17 protein-coding genes are annotated in these 18,860 nt (G+C 64.5%); 9 read left to right on the top strand and 8 right to left on the bottom strand.

From position 1 onward, the window contains the following. Window positions 1-69: 69 nt before the first annotated feature. The 5 genes from mltG to fabD all read right to left on the bottom strand — a co-directional run bounded on the left by mltG (window position 70) and on the right by fabD (window position 4,938). Window positions 70-1,305, bottom strand: coding sequence for an endolytic transglycosylase MltG (mltG, locus tag EJ069_RS14315; RefSeq protein WP_126061839.1), 1,236 nt, complete (start codon window positions 1,303-1,305; stop codon window positions 70-72). Window positions 1,306-1,461: 156 nt separating this feature from the next. Beyond that, complete coding sequence (fabF, locus tag EJ069_RS14320) at window positions 1,462-2,724, bottom strand: beta-ketoacyl-ACP synthase II (RefSeq protein WP_126061840.1); 1,263 nt, start codon at window positions 2,722-2,724, stop codon at window positions 1,462-1,464. A 34-nt stretch (window positions 2,725-2,758) separates the two neighbouring features. Continuing rightward, window positions 2,759-2,995, bottom strand: a complete 237-nt coding sequence (locus EJ069_RS14325; protein ID WP_006203723.1) for an acyl carrier protein — start codon at window positions 2,993-2,995, stop codon at window positions 2,759-2,761. 203 nt (window positions 2,996-3,198) lie between these two features. Continuing rightward, window positions 3,199-3,936 (bottom strand): 3-oxoacyl-[acyl-carrier-protein] reductase, encoded by a 738-nt coding sequence (gene fabG, locus EJ069_RS14330; RefSeq protein ID WP_042637932.1) that lies wholly within the window; start codon window positions 3,934-3,936, stop codon window positions 3,199-3,201. 60 nt (window positions 3,937-3,996) lie between these two features. Then, window positions 3,997-4,938, bottom strand: a complete 942-nt coding sequence (fabD, locus tag EJ069_RS14335; protein WP_126061841.1) for an ACP S-malonyltransferase — start codon at window positions 4,936-4,938, stop codon at window positions 3,997-3,999. Between the two features lie 276 nt (window positions 4,939-5,214). On the opposite strand from fabD, the gene EJ069_RS14340 reads away from it, so the two are divergent. Beyond that, a complete protein-coding gene (locus tag EJ069_RS14340; protein WP_126061842.1) occupies window positions 5,215-7,140 on the top strand; it encodes an LTA synthase family protein in 1,926 nt (641 codons plus the stop codon). 73 nt (window positions 7,141-7,213) lie between these two features. Here EJ069_RS14340 and EJ069_RS14345 read toward each other — a convergent pair whose 3' ends face one another. The 3 genes from EJ069_RS14345 to EJ069_RS14355 all read right to left on the bottom strand — a co-directional run bounded on the left by EJ069_RS14345 (window position 7,214) and on the right by EJ069_RS14355 (window position 10,267). Further along, window positions 7,214-8,029, bottom strand: coding sequence for an oxidoreductase (locus EJ069_RS14345; protein WP_126061843.1), 816 nt, complete (start codon window positions 8,027-8,029; stop codon window positions 7,214-7,216). A gap of 42 nt (window positions 8,030-8,071) precedes the next feature. Further along, on the bottom strand, window positions 8,072-9,370 hold the full coding sequence (fabF, locus tag EJ069_RS14350) for a beta-ketoacyl-ACP synthase II (protein ID WP_126061844.1): 1,299 nt from the start codon (window positions 9,368-9,370) through the stop codon (window positions 8,072-8,074). A 291-nt stretch (window positions 9,371-9,661) separates the two neighbouring features. Next, a complete protein-coding gene (locus EJ069_RS14355; RefSeq protein WP_126061845.1) occupies window positions 9,662-10,267 on the bottom strand; it encodes a TetR/AcrR family transcriptional regulator in 606 nt (201 codons plus the stop codon). A gap of 435 nt (window positions 10,268-10,702) precedes the next feature. On the opposite strand from EJ069_RS14355, the gene rpsF reads away from it, so the two are divergent. The 8 genes from rpsF to radA all read left to right on the top strand — a co-directional run bounded on the left by rpsF (window position 10,703) and on the right by radA (window position 18,849). Further along, window positions 10,703-11,197 carry a 30S ribosomal protein S6 gene (gene rpsF / locus EJ069_RS14360; RefSeq protein WP_126061846.1) on the top strand — a complete coding sequence of 165 codons (495 nt, stop codon included), beginning with the start codon at window positions 10,703-10,705 and terminating at the stop codon, window positions 11,195-11,197. Beyond that, window positions 11,197-11,445, top strand: coding sequence for a 30S ribosomal protein S18 (rpsR, locus tag EJ069_RS14365; RefSeq protein WP_006203718.1), 249 nt, complete (start codon window positions 11,197-11,199; stop codon window positions 11,443-11,445). Before rpsF ends, rpsR begins: the two co-directional genes overlap by 1 nt. A 213-nt stretch (window positions 11,446-11,658) precedes the next feature. Further along, a complete protein-coding gene (rplI, locus tag EJ069_RS14370; RefSeq protein WP_126061847.1) occupies window positions 11,659-12,243 on the top strand; it encodes a 50S ribosomal protein L9 in 585 nt (194 codons plus the stop codon). A 230-nt stretch (window positions 12,244-12,473) separates the two neighbouring features. Beyond that, window positions 12,474-13,766, top strand: coding sequence for a cyclopropane-fatty-acyl-phospholipid synthase family protein (locus EJ069_RS14375; protein ID WP_126061848.1), 1,293 nt, complete (start codon window positions 12,474-12,476; stop codon window positions 13,764-13,766). A gap of 66 nt (window positions 13,767-13,832) precedes the next feature. Beyond that, window positions 13,833-14,156, top strand: a complete 324-nt coding sequence (locus EJ069_RS14380; protein WP_126061849.1) for a YnfA family protein — start codon at window positions 13,833-13,835, stop codon at window positions 14,154-14,156. 3 nt (window positions 14,157-14,159) lie between these two features. Beyond that, complete coding sequence (locus EJ069_RS14385) at window positions 14,160-15,125, top strand: small ribosomal subunit Rsm22 family protein (protein ID WP_126061850.1); 966 nt, start codon at window positions 14,160-14,162, stop codon at window positions 15,123-15,125. A gap of 607 nt (window positions 15,126-15,732) precedes the next feature. After that, entirely contained in the window at window positions 15,733-17,223 is a 1,491-nt protein-coding gene (locus EJ069_RS14390; protein ID WP_041010739.1) for a replicative DNA helicase, read from the top strand. 222 nt (window positions 17,224-17,445) lie between these two features. Then, window positions 17,446-18,849, top strand: coding sequence for a DNA repair protein RadA (gene radA, locus EJ069_RS14400; protein ID WP_126061851.1), 1,404 nt, complete (start codon window positions 17,446-17,448; stop codon window positions 18,847-18,849). The last annotated feature ends 11 nt before the right edge of the window (window positions 18,850-18,860 follow it).

Here is an 18,860-nt window from a genome sequence, read left to right on the forward strand (position 1 = left end):
CCGAACGATCGGCCGGCGTCCCCTCAAAACATGAATATGGCGTCGCGTCAAAGGACGCGTGCGGCATGTTTATTGAGCCGCGTCGCCGCCCGCGTCCCCGTTTTCGCCGCTGTCGCCATTGTCGCCGGCGTCGGGAGCGGCCGGGGCCGTGGTCTGGCCGGAAGCCTTCGCGGCGGCATCCGCCTGCTTCTTCTGCAGCGTCCGATAGCGCGCGACATTCTGGTTGTGCTCTTCCAGCGTCGCGGCAAAGACGTGGCCGCCATTGCCGTCGGCGACGAAATAGAGATCGTCGGTCTTCGACGGATTGGCGACCGCTTCGAGCGCCGCGCGGCCCGGATTGGCGATCGGCGTCGGCGGCAGGCCCTTGATCAGGTAGGTGTTGTAAGGCGTCTGCTTGTCGAGGTCGGACTGATAGATCGGCCGGTCGGCGGGTTTGCCCTTGCCGCCGAACAGGCCGTAGATGATGGTCGGGTCGGATTGCAGCCGCATGCCCTTGGCCAGCCGGTTGAGGAAGACGGCGGCAACGCGTGAGCGTTCGTCGCTCCTGCCCGTTTCCTTCTCTACGATCGACGCCAGCGTGACGAAATCATCGATGTTGGCGATCGGCAGGTCGGGCGCGCGATGCGACCAGACATCCTCGACCAGCTTCTTCTGATCGGCGACAAGCTTGTCGATCATCTGCTGGCGGGTGGCGCCGCGGGTGAAGCGCAGCGTGTCGGTGGCAATGCTGCCCTCGGGCGGCAAGGTCGCCGGCATATCGCCGGTGAGCGCCTCCTGATCGGCCACGCGCTGCAGCGCCTGCTCGACCGTCAGCCCCTCGGGAATGGTGAGCGAGTACATTACCGACTTGCCGCTCTTGAAGAGCTCCATGATATCGCGCATCGAGGCGCGCGGCTTGATGGCGTATTCACCGGCCTTCAGCGCCGATTCATTGCCGGTGGCGCGCACGCCGAGCCGGAAGATGCGGGCATCGCTGATCAGGCTGCGGCGTTCCAGCTGATCGGCGATCTCCTGCACGCCGGTGTTCGGCTTGATCATGAAGGTGTCGCCATTGGCGGACGGGCCGGGCTCGACGAAAGCCTGCATGCCGAAATAGAGCGCGGCCCCCGAGGCGAGCACGAGAAGGATCGCCACGGACAGGAAGAAATTCAGGAACACCACGACCTGGCTGCGCGAGGCGCGCGAGCGCTTCGACGGCGGCGGCGTGCCGGCCTCCGGGCGCAACGCCTCGGCCGCGGTCTTCGGCACGATCGGCCCCTTCGCGCCTTGCCGCCCGAATTCCCCGTCGCTCGGATTAGTGTTCATGACGCCCTGCCGTCTGATCTTGCAACGAATCCCCCGGCGCAAGGCTAGGGGCGAATTTGGCAAAAATGACGGCAGTTGGCGGACTGCCGATTAGCTGTCTGTCTCGGAGCATGCCGGATGAACCGTGCACTCTCCCGGGGCCGCTCCGGTTGCTACTCAGCCGTTGTAACGCTGGAACACGAGCGAGGCATTGGTGCCGCCGAAACCGAAGGAATTCGACAGCGCGACGTCGATCTGGCGCTGGCGCGGCTTGTTCGGCACGAGATCGATCGCCGTCTCGCGTTCCGGATTGTCGAGATTGATGGTGGCGGGGGCGACATTGTCGCGGATGGCAAGGATCGAGAAGATCGCTTCCGCGGCGCCCGCGGCGCCCAACAGATGGCCGACCGACGACTTGGTCGACGACATCGAGATCTTCGAGGCGGCATTGCCGACCAGGCGCTCGACCGCGCCAAGCTCGATCGTGTCGGCCATGGTCGAGGTGCCATGGGCATTGATGTAATCGACATCGGCCGGCGAAAGCTTCGCCCGGTTCAGCGCCGCCGTCATGCAGCGGAAGGCGCCGTCGCCGTCCTCGGCCGGGGCGGTGATATGGTAGGCGTCGCCGGTCAATCCGTAGCCGGTGACTTCGGCATAGATCTTGGCGCCGCGCGCCTTGGCGTGCTCGAGCTCTTCCAGCACGACGACGCCGGCGCCCTCGCCCATGACGAAGCCGTCACGGTCGCGGTCATAGGGACGCGAGGCGGTTTCCGGCGTATCGTTGCGGTCGGTGGAGAGCGCGCGGCAGGCGGCGAAGCCCGCGATCGACAGCCGGGTGACCGGCGCCTCGGCGCCGCCCGCCACCATGACGTCGGCATCGCCCCACATGATCAGCCGGGCCGCGTCGCCGATGGCGTGCGCGCCGGTCGAGCAGGCGGTGACGACCGCGTGGTTCGGGCCTTTCAGGCCGTGACGGATGGAGACCTGGCCAGAGACCAGGTTGATGATCTGCCCGGGGATGAAGAACGGGCTGATGCGGCGCGGGCCGCGATCCTTGAGGATCATCGCGTTTTCGGCGATGCCGTCGATGCCGCCAATGCCTGAGCCGATCAGCACGCCGGTGGCGCACTGGTCCTCATGCGTCTCAGGCTTCCAGCCGGAATCGGCCAGCGCCTCGTCGGCGGCCGCGATGCCGTAAAGGATGAAGTCGCCGATCTTGCGCAGTTCCTTCGGCTCGAGCACGGCCTCCGGATTGAAGGTGCCATTCGAGCCGTCGCCGCGCGGGATGATGTGGGCGATCTTGCAGGCAAGATCGTCCACATCGAACTCGGTGACGCGGCGGCAGGCGCTGCGGCCGGAAAGCAATTCCCGCCAGCTATGCTCGACGCCCATGCCAAACGGCGAAAGCAGGCCAAGGCCCGTGACGACGACACGCCTCATCGCAGGTCCTCCCCGATTATGCCTGCGAAAGAACTCAGGCCGAGGCCTTGTCGATGTACTTCACGGCGTCGCCGACGGTGAGGATGGTCTCGGCGGCATCGTCAGGAATCTCGACGCCGAACTCTTCTTCGAACGCCATGACGAGTTCGACCGTGTCGAGGCTGTCCGCGCCCAGGTCGTCGATGAAGCTCGCCTGCTCCGTCACCTTGTCGGCATCGACGCCGAGATGCTCGATGACGATCTTCTTGACGCGCTCTGCGGTGTCACTCATTTGGGCAATCCTCGTCTTATGTTTGTCGATCTTCGTTAGCGGGCGGAATGCCGCTAATCAAGCTGAAAGATGGTCTTGCGGACAACGCAACGCCACAGGACCGGTTTTTGCCCGAACCGCCGGGTTGCGGGCCGCATTACACGAAAAATGCCGGGCGTCCAAGCCGAAATGGCTGTTTTCACAGGCCTGCCCGACCTGGCCGGTCAGATCATCGCCATGCCGCCATTCACGTGAATGGTCTGGCCGGTGACGTAAGCCGCCTCATTGGAAGCGAGGTAGGCAACCGCGGACGCGACCTCGGCGCTGGTGCCCATGCGCCTTGTCGGGATGGCGGCCATGATCGTCTCTTTCTGCTTGTCGTTGAGCTTGTCGGTCATGGCCGATTCGATGAAGCCCGGGGCGACGCAGTTGACGGTGATGTTGCGGGTGGCGATCTCCTGCGCCAGCGACTTGGAAAAGCCGATCATGCCGGCCTTGGAGGCGCAATAATTGGTCTGGCCGGGATTGCCCGTGACGCCGACCACCGAGGTGATGTTGATGATGCGGCCATGGCGGCGGCGCATCATCGGATGGGTCAACTCGCGGGTGAGCCGGAACACGGCGGTGAGGTTGACCTCGATCACGCTGTCCCAGTCGGCATCCGACATGCGCACGAACAGGCCGTCCTTGGTGATGCCGGCATTGTTGACCAGGATATCGACGCCTTCGAGATCCGCTTCCGCCTTCTGTCCGAGCGCCTTGACCGCGTCGCGGTCGGTCAAGTCGGCCGGGAACAGCTTTACGCGGTCGCCGAGCTCGCCTGCCAACGCTTCCAGCTTCTCCACGCGCGTGCCGTGCAGGCCGACGATGGCGCCCTGGCTGTGCAGCACCCTGGCGATCGCCTCGCCGATGCCTCCCGATGCGCCGGTGACGAGCGCCTTGCGGCCGGTCAGTTCGAACATTTTTCTCTCCTCATCTCAGAGGGGCACCCTTGGCACAGGTGCCGTCAAATCGCCAGCCTGTCAGGCCAGCGCCGCCAGCGCCGCCTCGACGTCGGCCGCCGTGCCGATGGCGCCGGTGGCGATGTCGCGGTTGATGCGGCGCGCCAGGCCCGACAGCACCTTGCCGGCGCCGACCTCGTAAAGCGTGGCGACACCATTGGCGCCGAACCATTCCACCGTCTCGCGCCAGCGCACGCGGCCGGTCACCTGCTGGACCAGCCGGCGGGCGATCTCGTCCGGGTCGCTGGTCGGCGTCACCGTCACGTTCGAGACGACCGGGACCACCGGCGCCTCCTTTTCCACGCCCGCAAGCGCCTCGCGCATGATGTCGGCCGCCGGAGCCATCAGCGCCGAGTGGAAGGGGGCCGAAACCTGCAGCATCAGCGCCCGCTTGGCGCCCTTGTCGATGCAAAGCTTCGCCGCCAGTTCGACCGCCGCCTTGGCGCCGGAAATCACCAGCTGGCCGCCGCCATTGTCGTTGGCAACCTGGCAGACGGAGCTTTTGGCCGCTTCCGCGCAGGCCGCTTCGACGTCGGCCTGATCGAGGCCGATGATGGCCGCCATGCCGCCCTCGCCGGCCGGCACCGCCGCCTGCATGGCGTTGCCGCGGGCCCTGAGCAGCCGTGCCGCATCGCCGACCGAAACGAAGCCGGCCGCGGCAAGCGCGGAATATTCGCCCAGCGAATGGCCGGCCACATAGGCCACCTTGTCCTTCAGGGAGAAGCCGCGCGCTTCGAGCGCCCGCATCGCCGCCAGCGACACCGCCATCAGCGCCGGCTGCGCGTTGGCGGTCAGCGTCAGCGTCTCTTCCGGGCCTTCCCAGATCAGTTTCGACAGGTTTTCGCCGAGCGCGGCGTCCACTTCCTCGAAGACGCGGCGCGCTTCCGGGAATTGATCGGCGAGGTCCTTGCCCATGCCGACGGCCTGGCTGCCCTGTCCCGGAAAGGTGAATGCGACGGCCATTTTAGTCTCTCCAGAGGCTGGTTTTTCCCTGCCTCTGGCGCAAGGCGGACGGCCAAGTCAAGCCCGCGGGCATGCCTTTAAGCGTCATTTTGGCCGGAAAACCCGGCTGACTCCCTGTTCCAAAAGGCTTTTTGGCGATCACACCTGATGAAAACCGCTCACGTTTGGTTTGCTGGCTCTTCTTATTTCCGCCACAGGCGCTAGCTTTGCGTGACACTTTGATGACAGAGCCGTGACGCGCGTAGAAGGCGTGTTGCAAGGGCCCGGGGGAGTTCAGTGGCAAGGATCAGGAAAGGCGCGGCCAAGCCCGTGCCGCAATTTTTGGAAGACGATCCGTCCACCGGCTACCTGCCGGGGCGACCCTGGCCGACTGTACGCTACGGCCTGGCGACGCTTCTCGTCTCCGCTCTTCTCGTGTTCGCGATCGAATGGATCGTGCGCGGCGATTTCTTCGGCACGGTCGATTTCTTCCTGCAGCCCTTCAAGCCGGGCTGGACCACCATCATCGTCTTCGCGCTGGTGCTGGTCGGGCTGGACGCCGTGATTGGCCGCAGCCACCAGAGCCTGATGATCGTGGCGCCGCTGACGCTGGCATTGGCCTTTGTCGGTCACCAGAAATCGCATTATCTCGGCGATCCGCTCTATCCGACGGATTTCCTGTTTGCCCGTCAGATCATGGCGCTGATGCCCCTTTTGGTGCGCGAGCGGCCATGGACGGCCATCATGCTGGCCGCGGCAATCGTCGGTGGGCTGGCGCTGTTGGTCTATGGCTGGCGGACCTGGCGCCGGCGGGTGCCGATCCTCAGCCGCAAGGGCCGCCTGGCGCGGCTGGCGCTGGCCGTGCCGCTGCTCGCCTTCTTCGTCTCGATCATGGACTACGCCACCTTCTCGTGGACGCGCGACCGGCTGCAGATCATCCCGATCATGTGGGACCAGAAGGAAAACTACGCCTCGAATGGTTTTGCGCTGGCCTTCGCGATGAATGTGCCGATGGCGCATGTCTCGGCGCCGCCCGGCTATTCCGAAAAGGCGATGGCCGCGATCCAGCGCACCGACGTCGCTGCTTCGGTGCCGGAGGAGAAGCCAGATATCGTGGTGGTGATGAGCGAATCCTTCTGGGATCCGACGCGACTGCCGGGCGTCACCATCAAGCCCGACCCGATCCCGACCGTGCGCGCCTTGCGCTCCGGCTCGATGTTCTCGCCCGAGTTCGGCGGCATGACCGCCAATATCGAATTCGAGGCGCTGACCGGCTTCTCCAACGCCTTCCTGCCGGCCGGCTCGATCCCCTACCAGCAATATGTGCGCACGCCGACGCCCTCGCTGGCGACCTTCCTGAAGAGCGAGGGCTACCGGGCGCGCGCCATCCATCCCGGCACCAACTGGTTCTGGAACCGGGGCGCCGTCTATGCCGATTTCGGCTTCAGCGATTTCCGCTCCGAGGAGACGCTGCCGCCGATGGAAAAGCGCGGGCCGCTGGCGTCCGACGCGGCGATGACCGACGAGATCATCCGCGAGGCCGACGCCAGCGACGATCCGGTGTTCCTGTTCGCCGTCAGCCTGCAGAACCATGGCCCTTACGAGCCCTACCGCTATTACAATCCGACGCATTCGGTCGATGCGCCGATCAGTTCCTGGGCGCGGGAATCGCTGCTTTCCTACGCCGAGGGCTCGGCCGACGCCGACCATGGCTTGCAGCGGCTGATCGACTGGGCGAAGAAGCGTGAGCGGCCGACCATCATCGCCTTCTTCGGCGACCACCTGCCGCCGCTCGGACCCGTCTATGTCGAGACCGGCTTCCTCAAGGACAATGTCGCGCCGCGCAAGGAGCCTAGCGACGCCGCGCTCGAGCACCACGACACGCCGCTGGTCATCTGGTCGAACCGCTCCGGTCCGGTGCAGAACCTGGGCGCGGTGAGCCCGGCCTTCCTGCCCTACCACATCCTGACCACGGCCGGCATCACGCATCCTTATTACACCGGCTTCCTCGGCGCGCTGCGCGAGCACTACCGGGTGGTCGACCGCAACCTGCTTTTGTCGCCCGCAGGCGAAGCGACGCCGGACTGGGCGAGGCAGAAGCAGATCGATCCGAAGATCAACGATTTCCGCCTCATCCAATACGACATGATGTTCGGCAAGCGCCACTCGGCGCCCGACTTCTTCCCCGAGACGGTGAACAAGCTCGTCGCGCATACGAGCTGAGGTGAGGTTGTTAAAGACGATTTTCGTGGTGTGTCAGCTTGCCGCCGGCCTCGGGATACCTTTGATTTCACCTTCAGACCGGTAGGCCGAGCTGCTTTCGCAGGCTCTGATCGAATGCCGACGCGGGAACGAAACGGCGCAGGAGACTGACTCGGCGCGCCATTTTTCCTGCCTCATAGCGCCGCTTCGGGCTGGGGTCGGTCGCCGCCGCCAAAACGGTGTTGGCGACCACTTCGGGCGCATCACCTTTTTCCATCGCCTTCCGCACGGCTATGGTCATGCCGGCGCGAGCGGCGTCATAGATGTCGAGTAACTGGTCGGGCCTAGCGAGATTGTCCTCGAAAGACGTACGGATATAGGCCGGCTCTACCAATGAGACACGAATTCCGAACGGCCGCACTTCATGATCAAGCGATTCGGAATAGCCTTCAACGGCATGTTTGGTCGACGAATAGAGTGCGAAATAAGGAGCCGGGATGAATCCCTGCACCGAGCTCAAATTCACGATCCTGCCCTTTCCTTGCCGTCGCATGGTCGGCAGCACCGCATTGGTCACCCGGATGACGCCGAAGACATTCACGTCGAACAAAGCCTGGGCCTGCGCGGTCGAGGATTCTTCCGCGCCGCCAAGCAGGCCCAGGCCGGCATTGTTCACGAGCAGGTCTATGCGCCCTGCCTCGGCCAGCACCTCGTCGACAAGTTTCGCCACCGACGTGTCGTCGGTCACATCGCAGGCCAGCATGGTAATGCCGTCGGATTTTTTGGAAATTGCGCGACGGCTGGTTCCGAACACGCGAAAGCCCGAATTCTGCAGGGCCTTGGCTGTCACATGCCCGATGCCGGAGGATGCTCCCGTGACGATGGCGACGCCGGGATTGGCCTTGTTCATGGAGATCACTTTCTCTGGTTTTGGTTGGGGAAGCAGGAAGCTTCAGTCACGAGCAGTTCGACCGTTCATGCCGCGTGTATCCCAGCGGCGAAACAGCGCGCTGGCATTGACGCCACCGAAGCCGAAACCGTTGGCGATCGCGTAATCCATCTCCATCGGCCGGGGCTTGTTTGCCACAAAATCGATCCCCTCCCCGGCCGGATCGGGCGCGCTCAGATTGAGGGTCGGCGGCGCGACCTGGTCTCGAAGCGCCAGGATCGTGAAGATTGCGCCAAGGCCGCCCGCGGCGCCGAGCAGGTGTCCTGTCGCCGATTTGGTTCCGCTGACGGCGATAGAATAATCCGTGCCGAAGACGCTTTTGATCGCTTCGATTTCTCCCAGGTCGCCTACCGGCGTGGAGGTTGCGTGCGCATTGAGATGGCTGACCTCGTGTGGCGAAATGCCGGCCTGGGCAATTGCGATTTCCATGGCACGACGCGCGCCGTCGCCGTCCTCCGGACCGGACGTCACGTGGTGCGCATCCGCCGTCGTGCCATAGCCGACGACCTCAGCGAGGGGTTGCGCGCCGCGCGCAAGCGCATGATTCAATTCCTCGATGACCAGGATGCCAGCGCCTTCGCCCATGACGAAACCGTCTCGCGAGACGTCGAACGGCCGTGAAGCCTGGTCGGGACGGTGATTGAAGGAGGTCGAGAGCGAGCGCGCCGCCGCGAAGCCGCCCAGGCTGACGGTGTTCATGCAGGCTTCCGTGCCGCCACACACGGCAATGTCGGCTTCATCGGCGCGGATGATGCGTGCCGCATCACCGATTGCCTGAATGCCGGCGGCGCACGCCGTCACCGGCGCGCCGATGTGGCCCTTGAAGCCGTAGCGGATCGAGATGTGGCCCGCAGCGAGATTCACCAGGAAAGACGGCACTGTGAACGGTGAGAGACGCCGGACGCCGCGCTGGTCGACGGTCCGCACCGCCTCAGTGATGGCAGGGAACCCGCCAACGCCTGAGGCAATGATCGTCGCGGTACGGGTCCGATCGTCTTCCGAGGCAGGCTTCCACCGCGCCTGAGCGAGCGCCTCCTCCGCCGCGGCCAGCGCAAAGAGAATGAAGCGATCGACCCTGCGCTGATCCTTCGGGGCCACGAAGGCATTCGCATCGAGACCGGCCTCGGGGTCTTCCTCCAGGGAGGAAACCACGCCGCCGACCTTCGCGGGCAAGTCTCCCACTATTTCGTCCGGTAGCCTGCGGACGCCTGAGCGGCCAGCCAGAAGCCGCGACCACGATGTTTCGACATTTGCGGCCAGAGGCGTGATCGCGCCCATGCCTGTAACGACTATCCGTCGCATTTAGTCTCCTATCGAATTGCTTGTGCCCCGCGCCTCCCACGCGCTGGCATGGTCTTGGACGGACACTGGATATCCGCTTGCCCGTTCGCACTGAGAGGACGGGCCCTGCGACTGGTTACGCACCATCAGGCATATGGACGCCCCATGGGCGTGGAGCTTGCCTTACAATTCTCGATCCTGCCTTCCGAGGTCATGGCGGTCCGGCCGCAAGATCGGACATGGCCGATGACGCATTTCGCCGGATGGCGATTGAGACCGTTGAGCTGCGCGCGTCCGTCACGGAAACCTGCATCATTGTTGCCGTCCTGGCTGAGTATCCACGGCACGCGACTCCCTCCGTAAGCTCTCGGAGGCCGCTTGCAGGAACTGCTTTGACAGCCGCTCGTCATTGACGGCCCGCGAAAGGACGACCGCGCCAACCATGGTGGAGAGAACGGCCATGGCCTTGTCGCGGAAATCCTCGCCATGCGCATCGCCAACCCAACTACCGACAAGGTCGAGGTATTTCCTAATCCCGGCTTCGAAAGACGCTTTGACGTCCCTGCCTTGTCTGGCGGCATCCGAGCCGAGCGCCACGACTGGACACCCCTCCATCCTTTCGTCGCGATGTCCGGCGCTAAGGTAGAACTCGATCACTGCACCAAACGGATCCTCGGGTTTCGACGCAGTTGCTTCCGCCCATCGGAGGGCAGCGCTCTCCAGCGCCCGCTGGGACGCCTGTGCAGCTAGGTCCTCCTTCGACGCGAACTGCTTATAGAAGGCGCCCTGGGTCAGCCCGGCGCCCTTCATCAGATCCTTGAGGCCGATACCGTCGAAACCGTGCTCCCGAAAAAGCCGGCTGGCCACATCGATCACGGTTTGCCGGTTCCGCTCAGCCTGAATGCGGCTTACGCGCATCACCGATCTCCAAATTTAGATTGCGCGTTAAATCTATATTGCAGTTAGAAACCGAACGCAATCTATAAAGGAGCATACGAGATTGGCGGCGTGGGTTCGATCGAAATCCGGCATCAGAAACGAAGATGATCCGCAGTACCCTGAGCGCATCGCTCTCGGCGGGCAGAAATTCAACCTGACACACGACCCGCCCTTGCCTTCCCGCGAAATTGCTATATAGACGCCCGCAATCTGCCGGTCCTTGCTGGGGGCTGAACGGAGGGCCGTGGTTTTTCGAAGCCGCGACACGAAGCCAGAAGCGCTTTTAGCCTCCCGTGTCTCCGCTCTCGACCGTCTCGTGATGCTCCTTTCTTCCCCGTTCCGTCGGGTCAGACAAGTTGCAGAGGCTTAGCCGCGAGGGCCGGACAGAGAAACGAAGAAAGGCAGAAAGACATAATGGCTCTTTACGAACATGTGTTTCTTGCCCGGCAGGACCTGTCGCAGCAGCAGGTTGACGCGCTTGTCGAACAGTACAAGGGCGTCATCACCGCGAATGGCGGCTCGGTCGGCCGGATCGAGAACTGGGGACTGAAGTCCCTCACCTACCGGGTCAAGAAGAACCGGAAGGCTTACTACACGCTGATGGACATCACCTGCCCGCCGGCCGCGCTCAACGAGATGGAGCGCCAGATGGGCCTGTCGGAAGACGTCCTTCGCTTCCTCACCGTCAAGGTGGAAGCGCATGAAGAAGGCGCTTCGGCGATGATGCAGAAGCGCGAAGAGCGCTCCGAGCGCGGCGGCTTCGGCGACCGCGAGCGTGGCGATCGTGGCCCGCGTTCCTTCGGCGACCGCGACCGCGGCGACCGTGGTCCGCGTTCGTTCGGCGACCGTGACGGCGGCGACCGTGGTCCGCGCCGTCCGCGCGAAAGCTCTGAAGGAGGTGCAGAATAATGGTCGACATCAATCAGATCCCGACCCGGCGCCCGTTCCATCGCCGCCGCAAGACCTGCCCGTTCTCCGGCGCCAATGCGCCCAAGATCGACTACAAGGACGTGCGTCTGCTGCAGCGCTACATTTCCGAGCGCGGCAAGATCGTGCCCTCGCGCATCACCGCCGTCAGCCAGAAGAAGCAGCGCGAGCTCGCCAAGGCGATCAAGCGCGCCCGCTTCCTCGGCCTGCTGCCCTACGTCGTCCGCTAAAAATCGAGCGGGCGGCCTGCCGCCCGCTTCCACCTCTGCGGCGACGGGCGCCGCGACGGCTTGATACCAAATCCCGAGTTGGGGCCTGTAGCCTCTAACTGCCAAGACAGGCAGGACAGCGACAAGAGCGGCGATGCCGCGCCAAGCTTCCTGACCTGTTCCTATTCATTCAGCGTCGATCCTCGATCGACGCACAGACGAAGGAACGAAACCATGGAAGTCATTCTCCTCGAGCGCATTTCCCGCCTCGGCCAGATGGGCGAGACCGTGAAGGTCAAGGACGGGTTCGCCCGCAATTTCCTTTTGCCGCAGGGCAAGGCGCTGCGCGCCAACGAAGCCAACAAGAAGAAGTTCGAGGGCCAGCGCGCCCAGCTCGAAGCCCGCAACCTGGAGCGCAAGTCCGAGGCCTCCAAGATCGCCGAGACGCTCGACGGCAAGAGCTTCATCGTCGTGCGCTCGGCCGGCGAGACCGGCCAGCTCTACGGCTCGGTGTCGACCCGCGATATCGCCGATCTGCTCACCGCGGAAGGCTTCACCGTCAACCGCAACCAGATCGAGCTCAACCAGCCGATCAAGACCATCGGCCTGTCCAATGTGGCGATCGCGCTGCATCCGGAAGTCGAGGTCACCGTGACGCTCAACGTCGCCCGATCGGCCGACGAGGCGGAGCGCCAGGCCAAGGGCGAGACGTTGACCACCGCCGAAGCCATCTATGGCGAGGACATCAACGACAACGCCCGGCCGGAGAATTTCTTCGACCCGAACGCCGAATTCGAAGGCGGCGAAGAGAACGCCTGATCACTGCAGTTCCGAAGCGTCGCTTCGGCTCGCAGACGTCCAGGATTTCTGGACCAACGCCCGGGTCTCAGACCCGGGCTTTTTTGTGCCAAAAGGAACTTTTCGACACCCCATATCTTGTGCACATTACAGCGTAGCGCGTCGATTGGACGCGGGCGATGCGCTGTGGCATCTTCGCTTAGGCATTCCAGTCTGATTACCGGGTGATCTGACTGAGGGGACATTTGGTCATGAATATCCTGTTGAAGCACGTTCTCGAGCGCCTGGTGCGCGCCGGCGACCTCAAGGTGACCGGACCGAAAGGCACGACGCACAAGTTCGGCGACGGCAGCGGCGAGCCGGTGCATATCCACATTAAGACGTCGCATGCCGAGCGCGCCATCACCTTCGATCCGATGCTGGCGGTGCCCGAGGCCTATATGGACGGCGAGCTGGACGTGCTGGAGGGCGGCGTTCTGGGGCTGATGCGCATCGCGTTCCAGAACATGGGCTCGAGCGGCATCGACGTGTCCTGGTCGAAGGCGATCGAGGGCCTGCGCCATGCCTTCCGCCGGCTGCAGCAGATCAACACCGCCGCGCGCTCGCGCCGCAATGTGCAGCGCCACTACGACCTGTCGGGCGAGCTCTACAAGCTCTTCCTCGACGAGGACATGCAGTATTCCTGCGCCTATTTCGAGCAGCCCGACATGACGCTGGACGAGGCGCAGCTTGCCAAGAAGCGCCATATCGCCGCAAAGCTGCGGCTCAAGGCCGGCCAGACGGTTCTCGACATCGGCTCCGGCTGGGGCGGGCTCGGCCTCTATCTCGCCAAGATCTTCGACGTCGACGTGCAGGGCGTCACGCTGTCCACCGAGCAGCATGGTGTCGCCACCGACCGTGCGCATGCGCAAGGCCTGCAGGACCGCGTGCATTTCGAGCTCAAGGACTATCGGCACATCAACGAGCGCTTCGACCGCATCGTTTCGGTCGGCATGTTCGAGCATGTCGGCGTCAACCATTACCGAACCTTCTTCGACAAGACCGCGACGCTCCTCAAGCCGGACGGCGTGATGCTGCTCCACACGATCGGCCGTTCCGGCGTGCCGTGGGCGACCAGCGCCTTCGTCCGCAAATACATTTTCCCGGGCGGTTACATCCCGGCGATGTCGGAGGTGATGCCGGCGATCGAGAAGTCGGGCCTGGTGGTGACGGACATAGAAATCCTGCGGCTGCACTATGCCGACACGCTGAAGCATTGGGGCGCCCGCTTCGCCGCCAACCGCGACAAGGCCAAGGCGATCTATGACGAGCGCTTCTGTCGGATGTGGGAATTCTATCTCGCCGCCTCCGAGGCCGCCTTCCGCTGGCAGGACCTGGTGATCTTCCAGTTCCAGCTCGCCAAGAAGAACGACACGCTGCCGATGACCCGCGACTACATGGCCAAGTGCGAGAAGGCGCTGGAGCTGCGCGACCACGACCATCCAGAGCCGGCGACGCCCGCCGCCGCGCCCAAGCCCACGCGCAGGCGCAAGGCGGTGGAGTAGACACGCATTACCGCTTGCCATTGCGGGCTAAGCCCATGAAAAGGTCTCGTTCGCGAGACCTTTTTCATGACCTATCTCATCTATATCGCCGCAGCGCTTGCCGAGATCGCCGGCTGCTTCTCGTTCTGGGCGTGGTGGCGACTGGAAAAGCCGGCGCTCTGGCTTCTCCCCGGCCTCGTCTCGCTCGCGCTGTTCGCTTTCCTGCTGTCGCTGGTCGACACGAACGCGGCGGGCCGCGCCTATGCCGCCTATGGCGGCATTTACATCGCGGCTTCGCTTGGCTGGCTGTGGCTGGTCGAAGGGGTGCGCCCCGACCGCTGGGACATGGCGGGCGCAGCACTCTGCATCGTCGGCGCCTCCGTCATCCTGCTTGCGCCGCGCGGGATTTGAGGGATGGAACTCCCCGCCCCGCTCCGGCAAGGCGTCGACAGCCTGCTCGAGAAGGTGCCGCTGCCGGCGCTGAAGCAGGCGGCAAGGACGCTGTCCGAACGCTACCGCGCCGAGCTGCGCGATGGCCGCCTGCATATGGGCGAGGAGATGGCGGTCAAGGCCTATCTGGCGACGCGGCTGCCCGCCACCTATGCCGCGGTGCGCGCTAGCCTCGAGGCGCTCGCCGATGCGCGACCGGACTTCCAACCGAAGACCTTGCTCGACATCGGCGCCGGGCCTGGCACGATGCTTTGGGCCACGACAGACGCCTGGCCGGAGCTGGAACAGGCTGTGTTGGTCGAAGCGAGCGCCGCGGTACGCAAGGTCGGGCAGTCGCTTGCAGCCGGCACGATCGCCGTCCGCACCGAGTGGGTCGCCGGCGATGCCACCATCGATCTCGATGGCCTCAAGGCCGCCGACCTCGTCAGCATCGCCTATGTGCTCGACGAAGTCGCGCCGGCCTCGTTGCCGAAGCTCGTCGACCGCCTCTGGCAGCTGACCGCCGACACGCTGCTCGTCGTCGAGCCCGGCACGCCCGCCGGCTGGCAGCGCATCCTTGCCGCGCGGCAGCAACTGATTGCCGCCGGCGCGCATGTGCTGGCGCCCTGCCCGCATAAAGCGCCCTGCCCGCTCGCGCCGCCCGACTGGTGCCATTTTTCGCGCCGCGTCGCCCGCTCGCGCCTGCATCGCCTGGTCAAGGAAGCCGAGGTGCCGTGGGAGGACGAAAAATTCATCTATCTCGCCGCCTCCCGGCAACCGGCGCCGGCGCGCGCCGCGCGGGTGCTGGCGCCGCCGAAGGGCGGTTCCGGCAAGGTGGTGCTGAAACTTTGCCAGCCGGACGGCAGCGCCGGCGAGCAACTGTTCAGCAAGCGCGACGGCGATGTCTTCAAGACGGCCCGGCGCGCGGACTGGGGCGACACGCTGGGCTGAGGGCACGTAAGGCCAGCGACATTTGAGCGAAGTCGGGGCGTCGATGTGTTTGGCAGAAACGCTACTTTGGCGATTAGCTGAAGCGCTTGTCAGGTCGTCATTCTATGGCGGAGCAAGGAGCGAAGCGACGCGCGTAGACCATAGAATCCATGCCATGCCGTTACCTGTGAGCGTTGCAGCGGAGCAGAACAACTCTAGTTCTGCACCGCTTTTACTCCTGGCGCACGGGCACGGCATGGATCCTCGGGTCTGCGCGCGTCGCTTTGCTCCTTGCTCCGCCCGTGGATGACGAAGCTCCAACGTTTCAGCTCATCCCCAACGGCCGCGCCGCTCCGTCCAAGCGTACATAAACGGTTCTGCAATGAGCGACCAGCAAGAGCCGCTTGTCGTCGAAATTGTTCTTGCTTCGTTCCGGCCTCGCGCGTAAGAATCGCGCCCTGCCGAGTCAAACGGAATCAGGCCACCGGAATACTGTCCTGTGGATGGTTTGCCGATCCTGTGAACATTGGGCATCAAGCCGGTTGGACCGAGGAGTGTTGCAGAAAGGTCAGCACCCGAATCTTCCCGTTCTGGTATCGAGGAAGGCGGGATCGAAATCGGGGATATCATGGCAGAGGCGGCACTGAAATTCGGCGCGGCGGAAACGCCGCTCTATCGCGAGGCACCGAACAACATCGAGGCCGAGCAGGCACTGCTCGGTGCCATCCTCGTCAACAACGACGCCTTCTACCGGGTCTCGGATTTCCTCAAGCCGGCGCATTTCTACGAGCCGCTGCATCGCCGCATCTTCGAGGTCGCGTCCGAGCTGATCCGCATGGGCAAGATCGCGACGCCGATCACGCTCAAGACCTTCCTGCCGGCCGACGAGAAGGTCGGCGACATGACGGTGGCGCAATATGTGGTGCGGCTTGCGGTCGAAGCGGTCACCGTCGTCAACGCCACCGACTATGGCCGCGCCATCTACGACCTCGCGACGCGCCGCGCGCTGATCACCGTCGGCGAGGACATGGTCAACATCGCCTATGACGCGCCAGTCGACATGTCGCCGTCCGAGCAGATCGAGGACGCCGAGCGGCGGCTGTTCGAGCTCGCCGAAACCGGCCGCTACGATGGCGGCTTCGAAAGCTTCAACGACGCGGTCAAGACCGCCGTCGACATGGCCAATGCCGCCTATATGCGCGATGGCCATCTCTCCGGCATCTCGACCGGCCTGCGCGACCTCGATCGCCGCATGGGCGGTCTCCAGCCTTCCGACCTTATCGTGCTGGCCGGACGCCCGGGCATGGGCAAGACCTCCTTGGCCACCAACATCGCCTTCAACATCGCCGAGGCCTATGTCCCGGCGCAGCAGGCCGACGGCACGTTCAAAGCCGCCAATGGTGGCGTCGTCGGCTTCTTCTCGCTGGAAATGTCGTCGGAGCAGCTCGCCACCCGCATCATCTCCGAGCAGACCGAGATTTCTTCGTCGAAGATCCGCCGCGGCGAGATCACCGAGATGGATTTCGAAAAGCTCGTCGCCTGCTCGCAGACGATGCAGAAGATCCCGCTGTTCATCGACCAGACCGGCGGTATCTCGATCGCGCAGCTTTCCGCCCGGGCGCGGCGGCTGAAACGCCAGCGCGGCCTCGACCTCATCGTCATTGACTATATCCAGCTTATGCAGGGATCGAGCGCCCGCGCGTCGCAGAACCGCGTGCAGGAAATCACCGAGATCACCACGGGCTTGAAGGCTTTGGCCAAGGAGCTCGGCGTGCCGATCATCGCGTTGTCGCAGCTCTCGCGCCAGGTCGAAAGCCGCGACGACAAGCGCCCGCAACTCTCTGACCTGCGCGAATCCGGCTCCATCGAGCAGGACGCCGACGTGGTGCTGTTCGTCTATCGCGAGGAATACTACCTCAAGAACCGCGAGCCGAAGCTCGGCACCGAGGAATACGTCAAGTGGGAAAACGAGATGAACGAGGCGCGCGGCAAGGCCGAGTGCATCGTGGCCAAGCAGCGCCACGGACCGACCGGCACCGTCAGCCTCGCCTTCCACGGCGAATTCACGCGGTTCTCAGACCTGGCCGAGGAGCACCATCTGCCGGAGAGGTTTGAGTAGCGTTTTGGGAAACGTCTCACTCCGTCGCCCCCCTCTCTGTCCTGCCGGACATCTCCCCCTCAAGGGGGGAGATTGGATGTCGCGTCGGCTTTCGCCAATCGCCAACGTTGCAGGATGGGCGCAATTGGCGAAACTGCTGATCTCCCCCCTAGAGGGGGAGATGTCCGGCAGGACAGAGGGGGGCGCTGTCCCGCCAGCCTATCCAATATCGGGCCGCGTCTGATGGCCAAATCGCGCGTTCAGTTCATCTGCCAGAATTGCGGCTCGGTGCATCAGCGCTGGGCCGGCAAATGCGATGCCTGCGGCGAGTGGAACACGCTGGTCGAGGAAGGCACCGCCGGCGGCATCGGATCGGGACCGGCCAACACGCGCAACGCGCGAAAAGGCCGCGCCGTGGTGCTGACCAGCCTCGCCGGCGACATCGAGGACGCGCCGCGCATCGTTTCGGGGATCGGCGAGCTCGACCGCGCCACCGGTGGCGGTTTCGTGCGCGGCTCGGCGCTGCTGGTCGGCGGCGACCCGGGCATCGGCAAGTCGACGCTTTTGACGCAAGCAGCGGCGGCGCTCGCCTCGAAGGGCCACCGCATCGTCTATGTCTCGGGCGAGGAGGCCGTCGCGCAGATCAGGTTGCGCGCCCAGCGGCTCGGCGTCGCCTCGACGCCGGTCGAGCTCGCCGCCGAAACCAATGTCGAGGACATTCTGGCGACCATCGCCGATGGCAAGCGACCGGACCTCGTCATCCTCGATTCCATCCAGACGCTGTGGACGGACCTTGCCGATTCGGCGCCGGGCACCGTCACCCAGGTGCGCGCGGCCGCTCAAGCCATGATCCGCTACGCGAAATCCACGGGTGCTGCGATCGTGCTCGTCGGCCATGTCACCAAGGAGGGCCAGATCGCCGGCCCGCGCGTCGTCGAGCACATGGTCGACGGCGTGCTTTACTTCGAAGGCGAAGGCAACCATCACTTCCGCATCCTGCGCACGGTGAAGAACCGCTTTGGGCCGACCGACGAGATCGGCGTCTTCGAAATGTCGGACAAGGGCCTGCGCGAGGTTTCCAATCCGTCCGAGCTTTTCCTCGGCGAGCGCCACGCAAAATCGCCGGGCGCCGCGGTTTTCGCAGGGATGGAGGGCACGCGGCCGGTGCTGGTCGAGATCCAGGCGCTGGTCGCTCCCTCCTCGCTCGGCACGCCGCGCCGCGCCGTCGTCGGCTGGGACGGAGCGCGGCTGTCGATGGTGCTCGCCGTGCTCGAGGCGCATTGCGGCGTGCGCTTCGGCCAGCACGACGTCTATCTCAACGTCGCCGGCGGCTACCGGATCTCGGAGCCGGCGGCCGATCTGGCGGTCGCCGCCGCGCTGGTTTCGTCGCTCACCGGTCTTGCCCTTCCCGCCGATTGCGTCTATTTCGGCGAAATCAGCCTATCGGGCGCCGTGAGGCCGGTTGCGCATGCGCAGCAACGCCTCAAGGAAGCCGAAAAGCTGGGCTTTGGAAGCGCGGTGCTGCCGCTCGGCAGCGAGGAAGTTGCCGGGGGGATCGGGGCCGGCGCGTTCCAGCCCACCGAGCTTGCCGACCTTGTGGCGCGCATAGCCGGCTCGCGGCGCAGCCGTGCCGACGACGATGAGTGATGCGGCTCGTC

It is taken from the genome of Mesorhizobium sp. M2A.F.Ca.ET.043.05.1.1 (genome assembly GCF_003952445.1).
In the GTDB taxonomy this organism is placed as follows: Bacteria; Pseudomonadota; Alphaproteobacteria; order Rhizobiales; family Rhizobiaceae; genus Mesorhizobium.

Excerpts from the sequence above, each read along its gene's own strand:
- mltG (WP_126061839.1), bottom strand. The coding sequence starts at position 1,305 with ATGAACACTAATCCGAGCGACGGGGAATTCGGGCGGCAAGGCGCGAAG.
- fabF (WP_126061840.1), bottom strand. The coding sequence starts at position 2,724 with ATGAGGCGTGTCGTCGTCACGGGCCTTGGCCTGCTTTCGCCGTTTGGC.
- EJ069_RS14325 (WP_006203723.1), bottom strand. The coding sequence starts at position 2,995 with ATGAGTGACACCGCAGAGCGCGTCAAGAAGATCGTCATCGAGCATCTC.
- fabG (WP_042637932.1), bottom strand. The coding sequence starts at position 3,936 with ATGTTCGAACTGACCGGCCGCAAGGCGCTCGTCACCGGCGCATCGGGA.
- fabD (WP_126061841.1), bottom strand. The coding sequence starts at position 4,938 with ATGGCCGTCGCATTCACCTTTCCGGGACAGGGCAGCCAGGCCGTCGGC.
- EJ069_RS14345 (WP_126061843.1), bottom strand. The coding sequence starts at position 8,029 with ATGAACAAGGCCAATCCCGGCGTCGCCATCGTCACGGGAGCATCCTCC.
- fabF (WP_126061844.1), bottom strand. The coding sequence starts at position 9,370 with ATGCGACGGATAGTCGTTACAGGCATGGGCGCGATCACGCCTCTGGCC.
- EJ069_RS14355 (WP_126061845.1), bottom strand. The coding sequence starts at position 10,267 with ATGCGCGTAAGCCGCATTCAGGCTGAGCGGAACCGGCAAACCGTGATC.
- rpsF (WP_126061846.1), top strand. The coding sequence starts at position 10,703 with ATGGCTCTTTACGAACATGTGTTTCTTGCCCGGCAGGACCTGTCGCAG.
- rpsR (WP_006203718.1), top strand. The coding sequence starts at position 11,197 with ATGGTCGACATCAATCAGATCCCGACCCGGCGCCCGTTCCATCGCCGC.
- rplI (WP_126061847.1), top strand. The coding sequence starts at position 11,659 with ATGGAAGTCATTCTCCTCGAGCGCATTTCCCGCCTCGGCCAGATGGGC.
- EJ069_RS14375 (WP_126061848.1), top strand. The coding sequence starts at position 12,474 with ATGAATATCCTGTTGAAGCACGTTCTCGAGCGCCTGGTGCGCGCCGGC.
- EJ069_RS14380 (WP_126061849.1), top strand. The coding sequence starts at position 13,833 with ATGACCTATCTCATCTATATCGCCGCAGCGCTTGCCGAGATCGCCGGC.
- EJ069_RS14385 (WP_126061850.1), top strand. The coding sequence starts at position 14,160 with ATGGAACTCCCCGCCCCGCTCCGGCAAGGCGTCGACAGCCTGCTCGAG.
- EJ069_RS14390 (WP_041010739.1), top strand. The coding sequence starts at position 15,733 with ATGGCAGAGGCGGCACTGAAATTCGGCGCGGCGGAAACGCCGCTCTAT.
- radA (WP_126061851.1), top strand. The coding sequence starts at position 17,446 with ATGGCCAAATCGCGCGTTCAGTTCATCTGCCAGAATTGCGGCTCGGTG.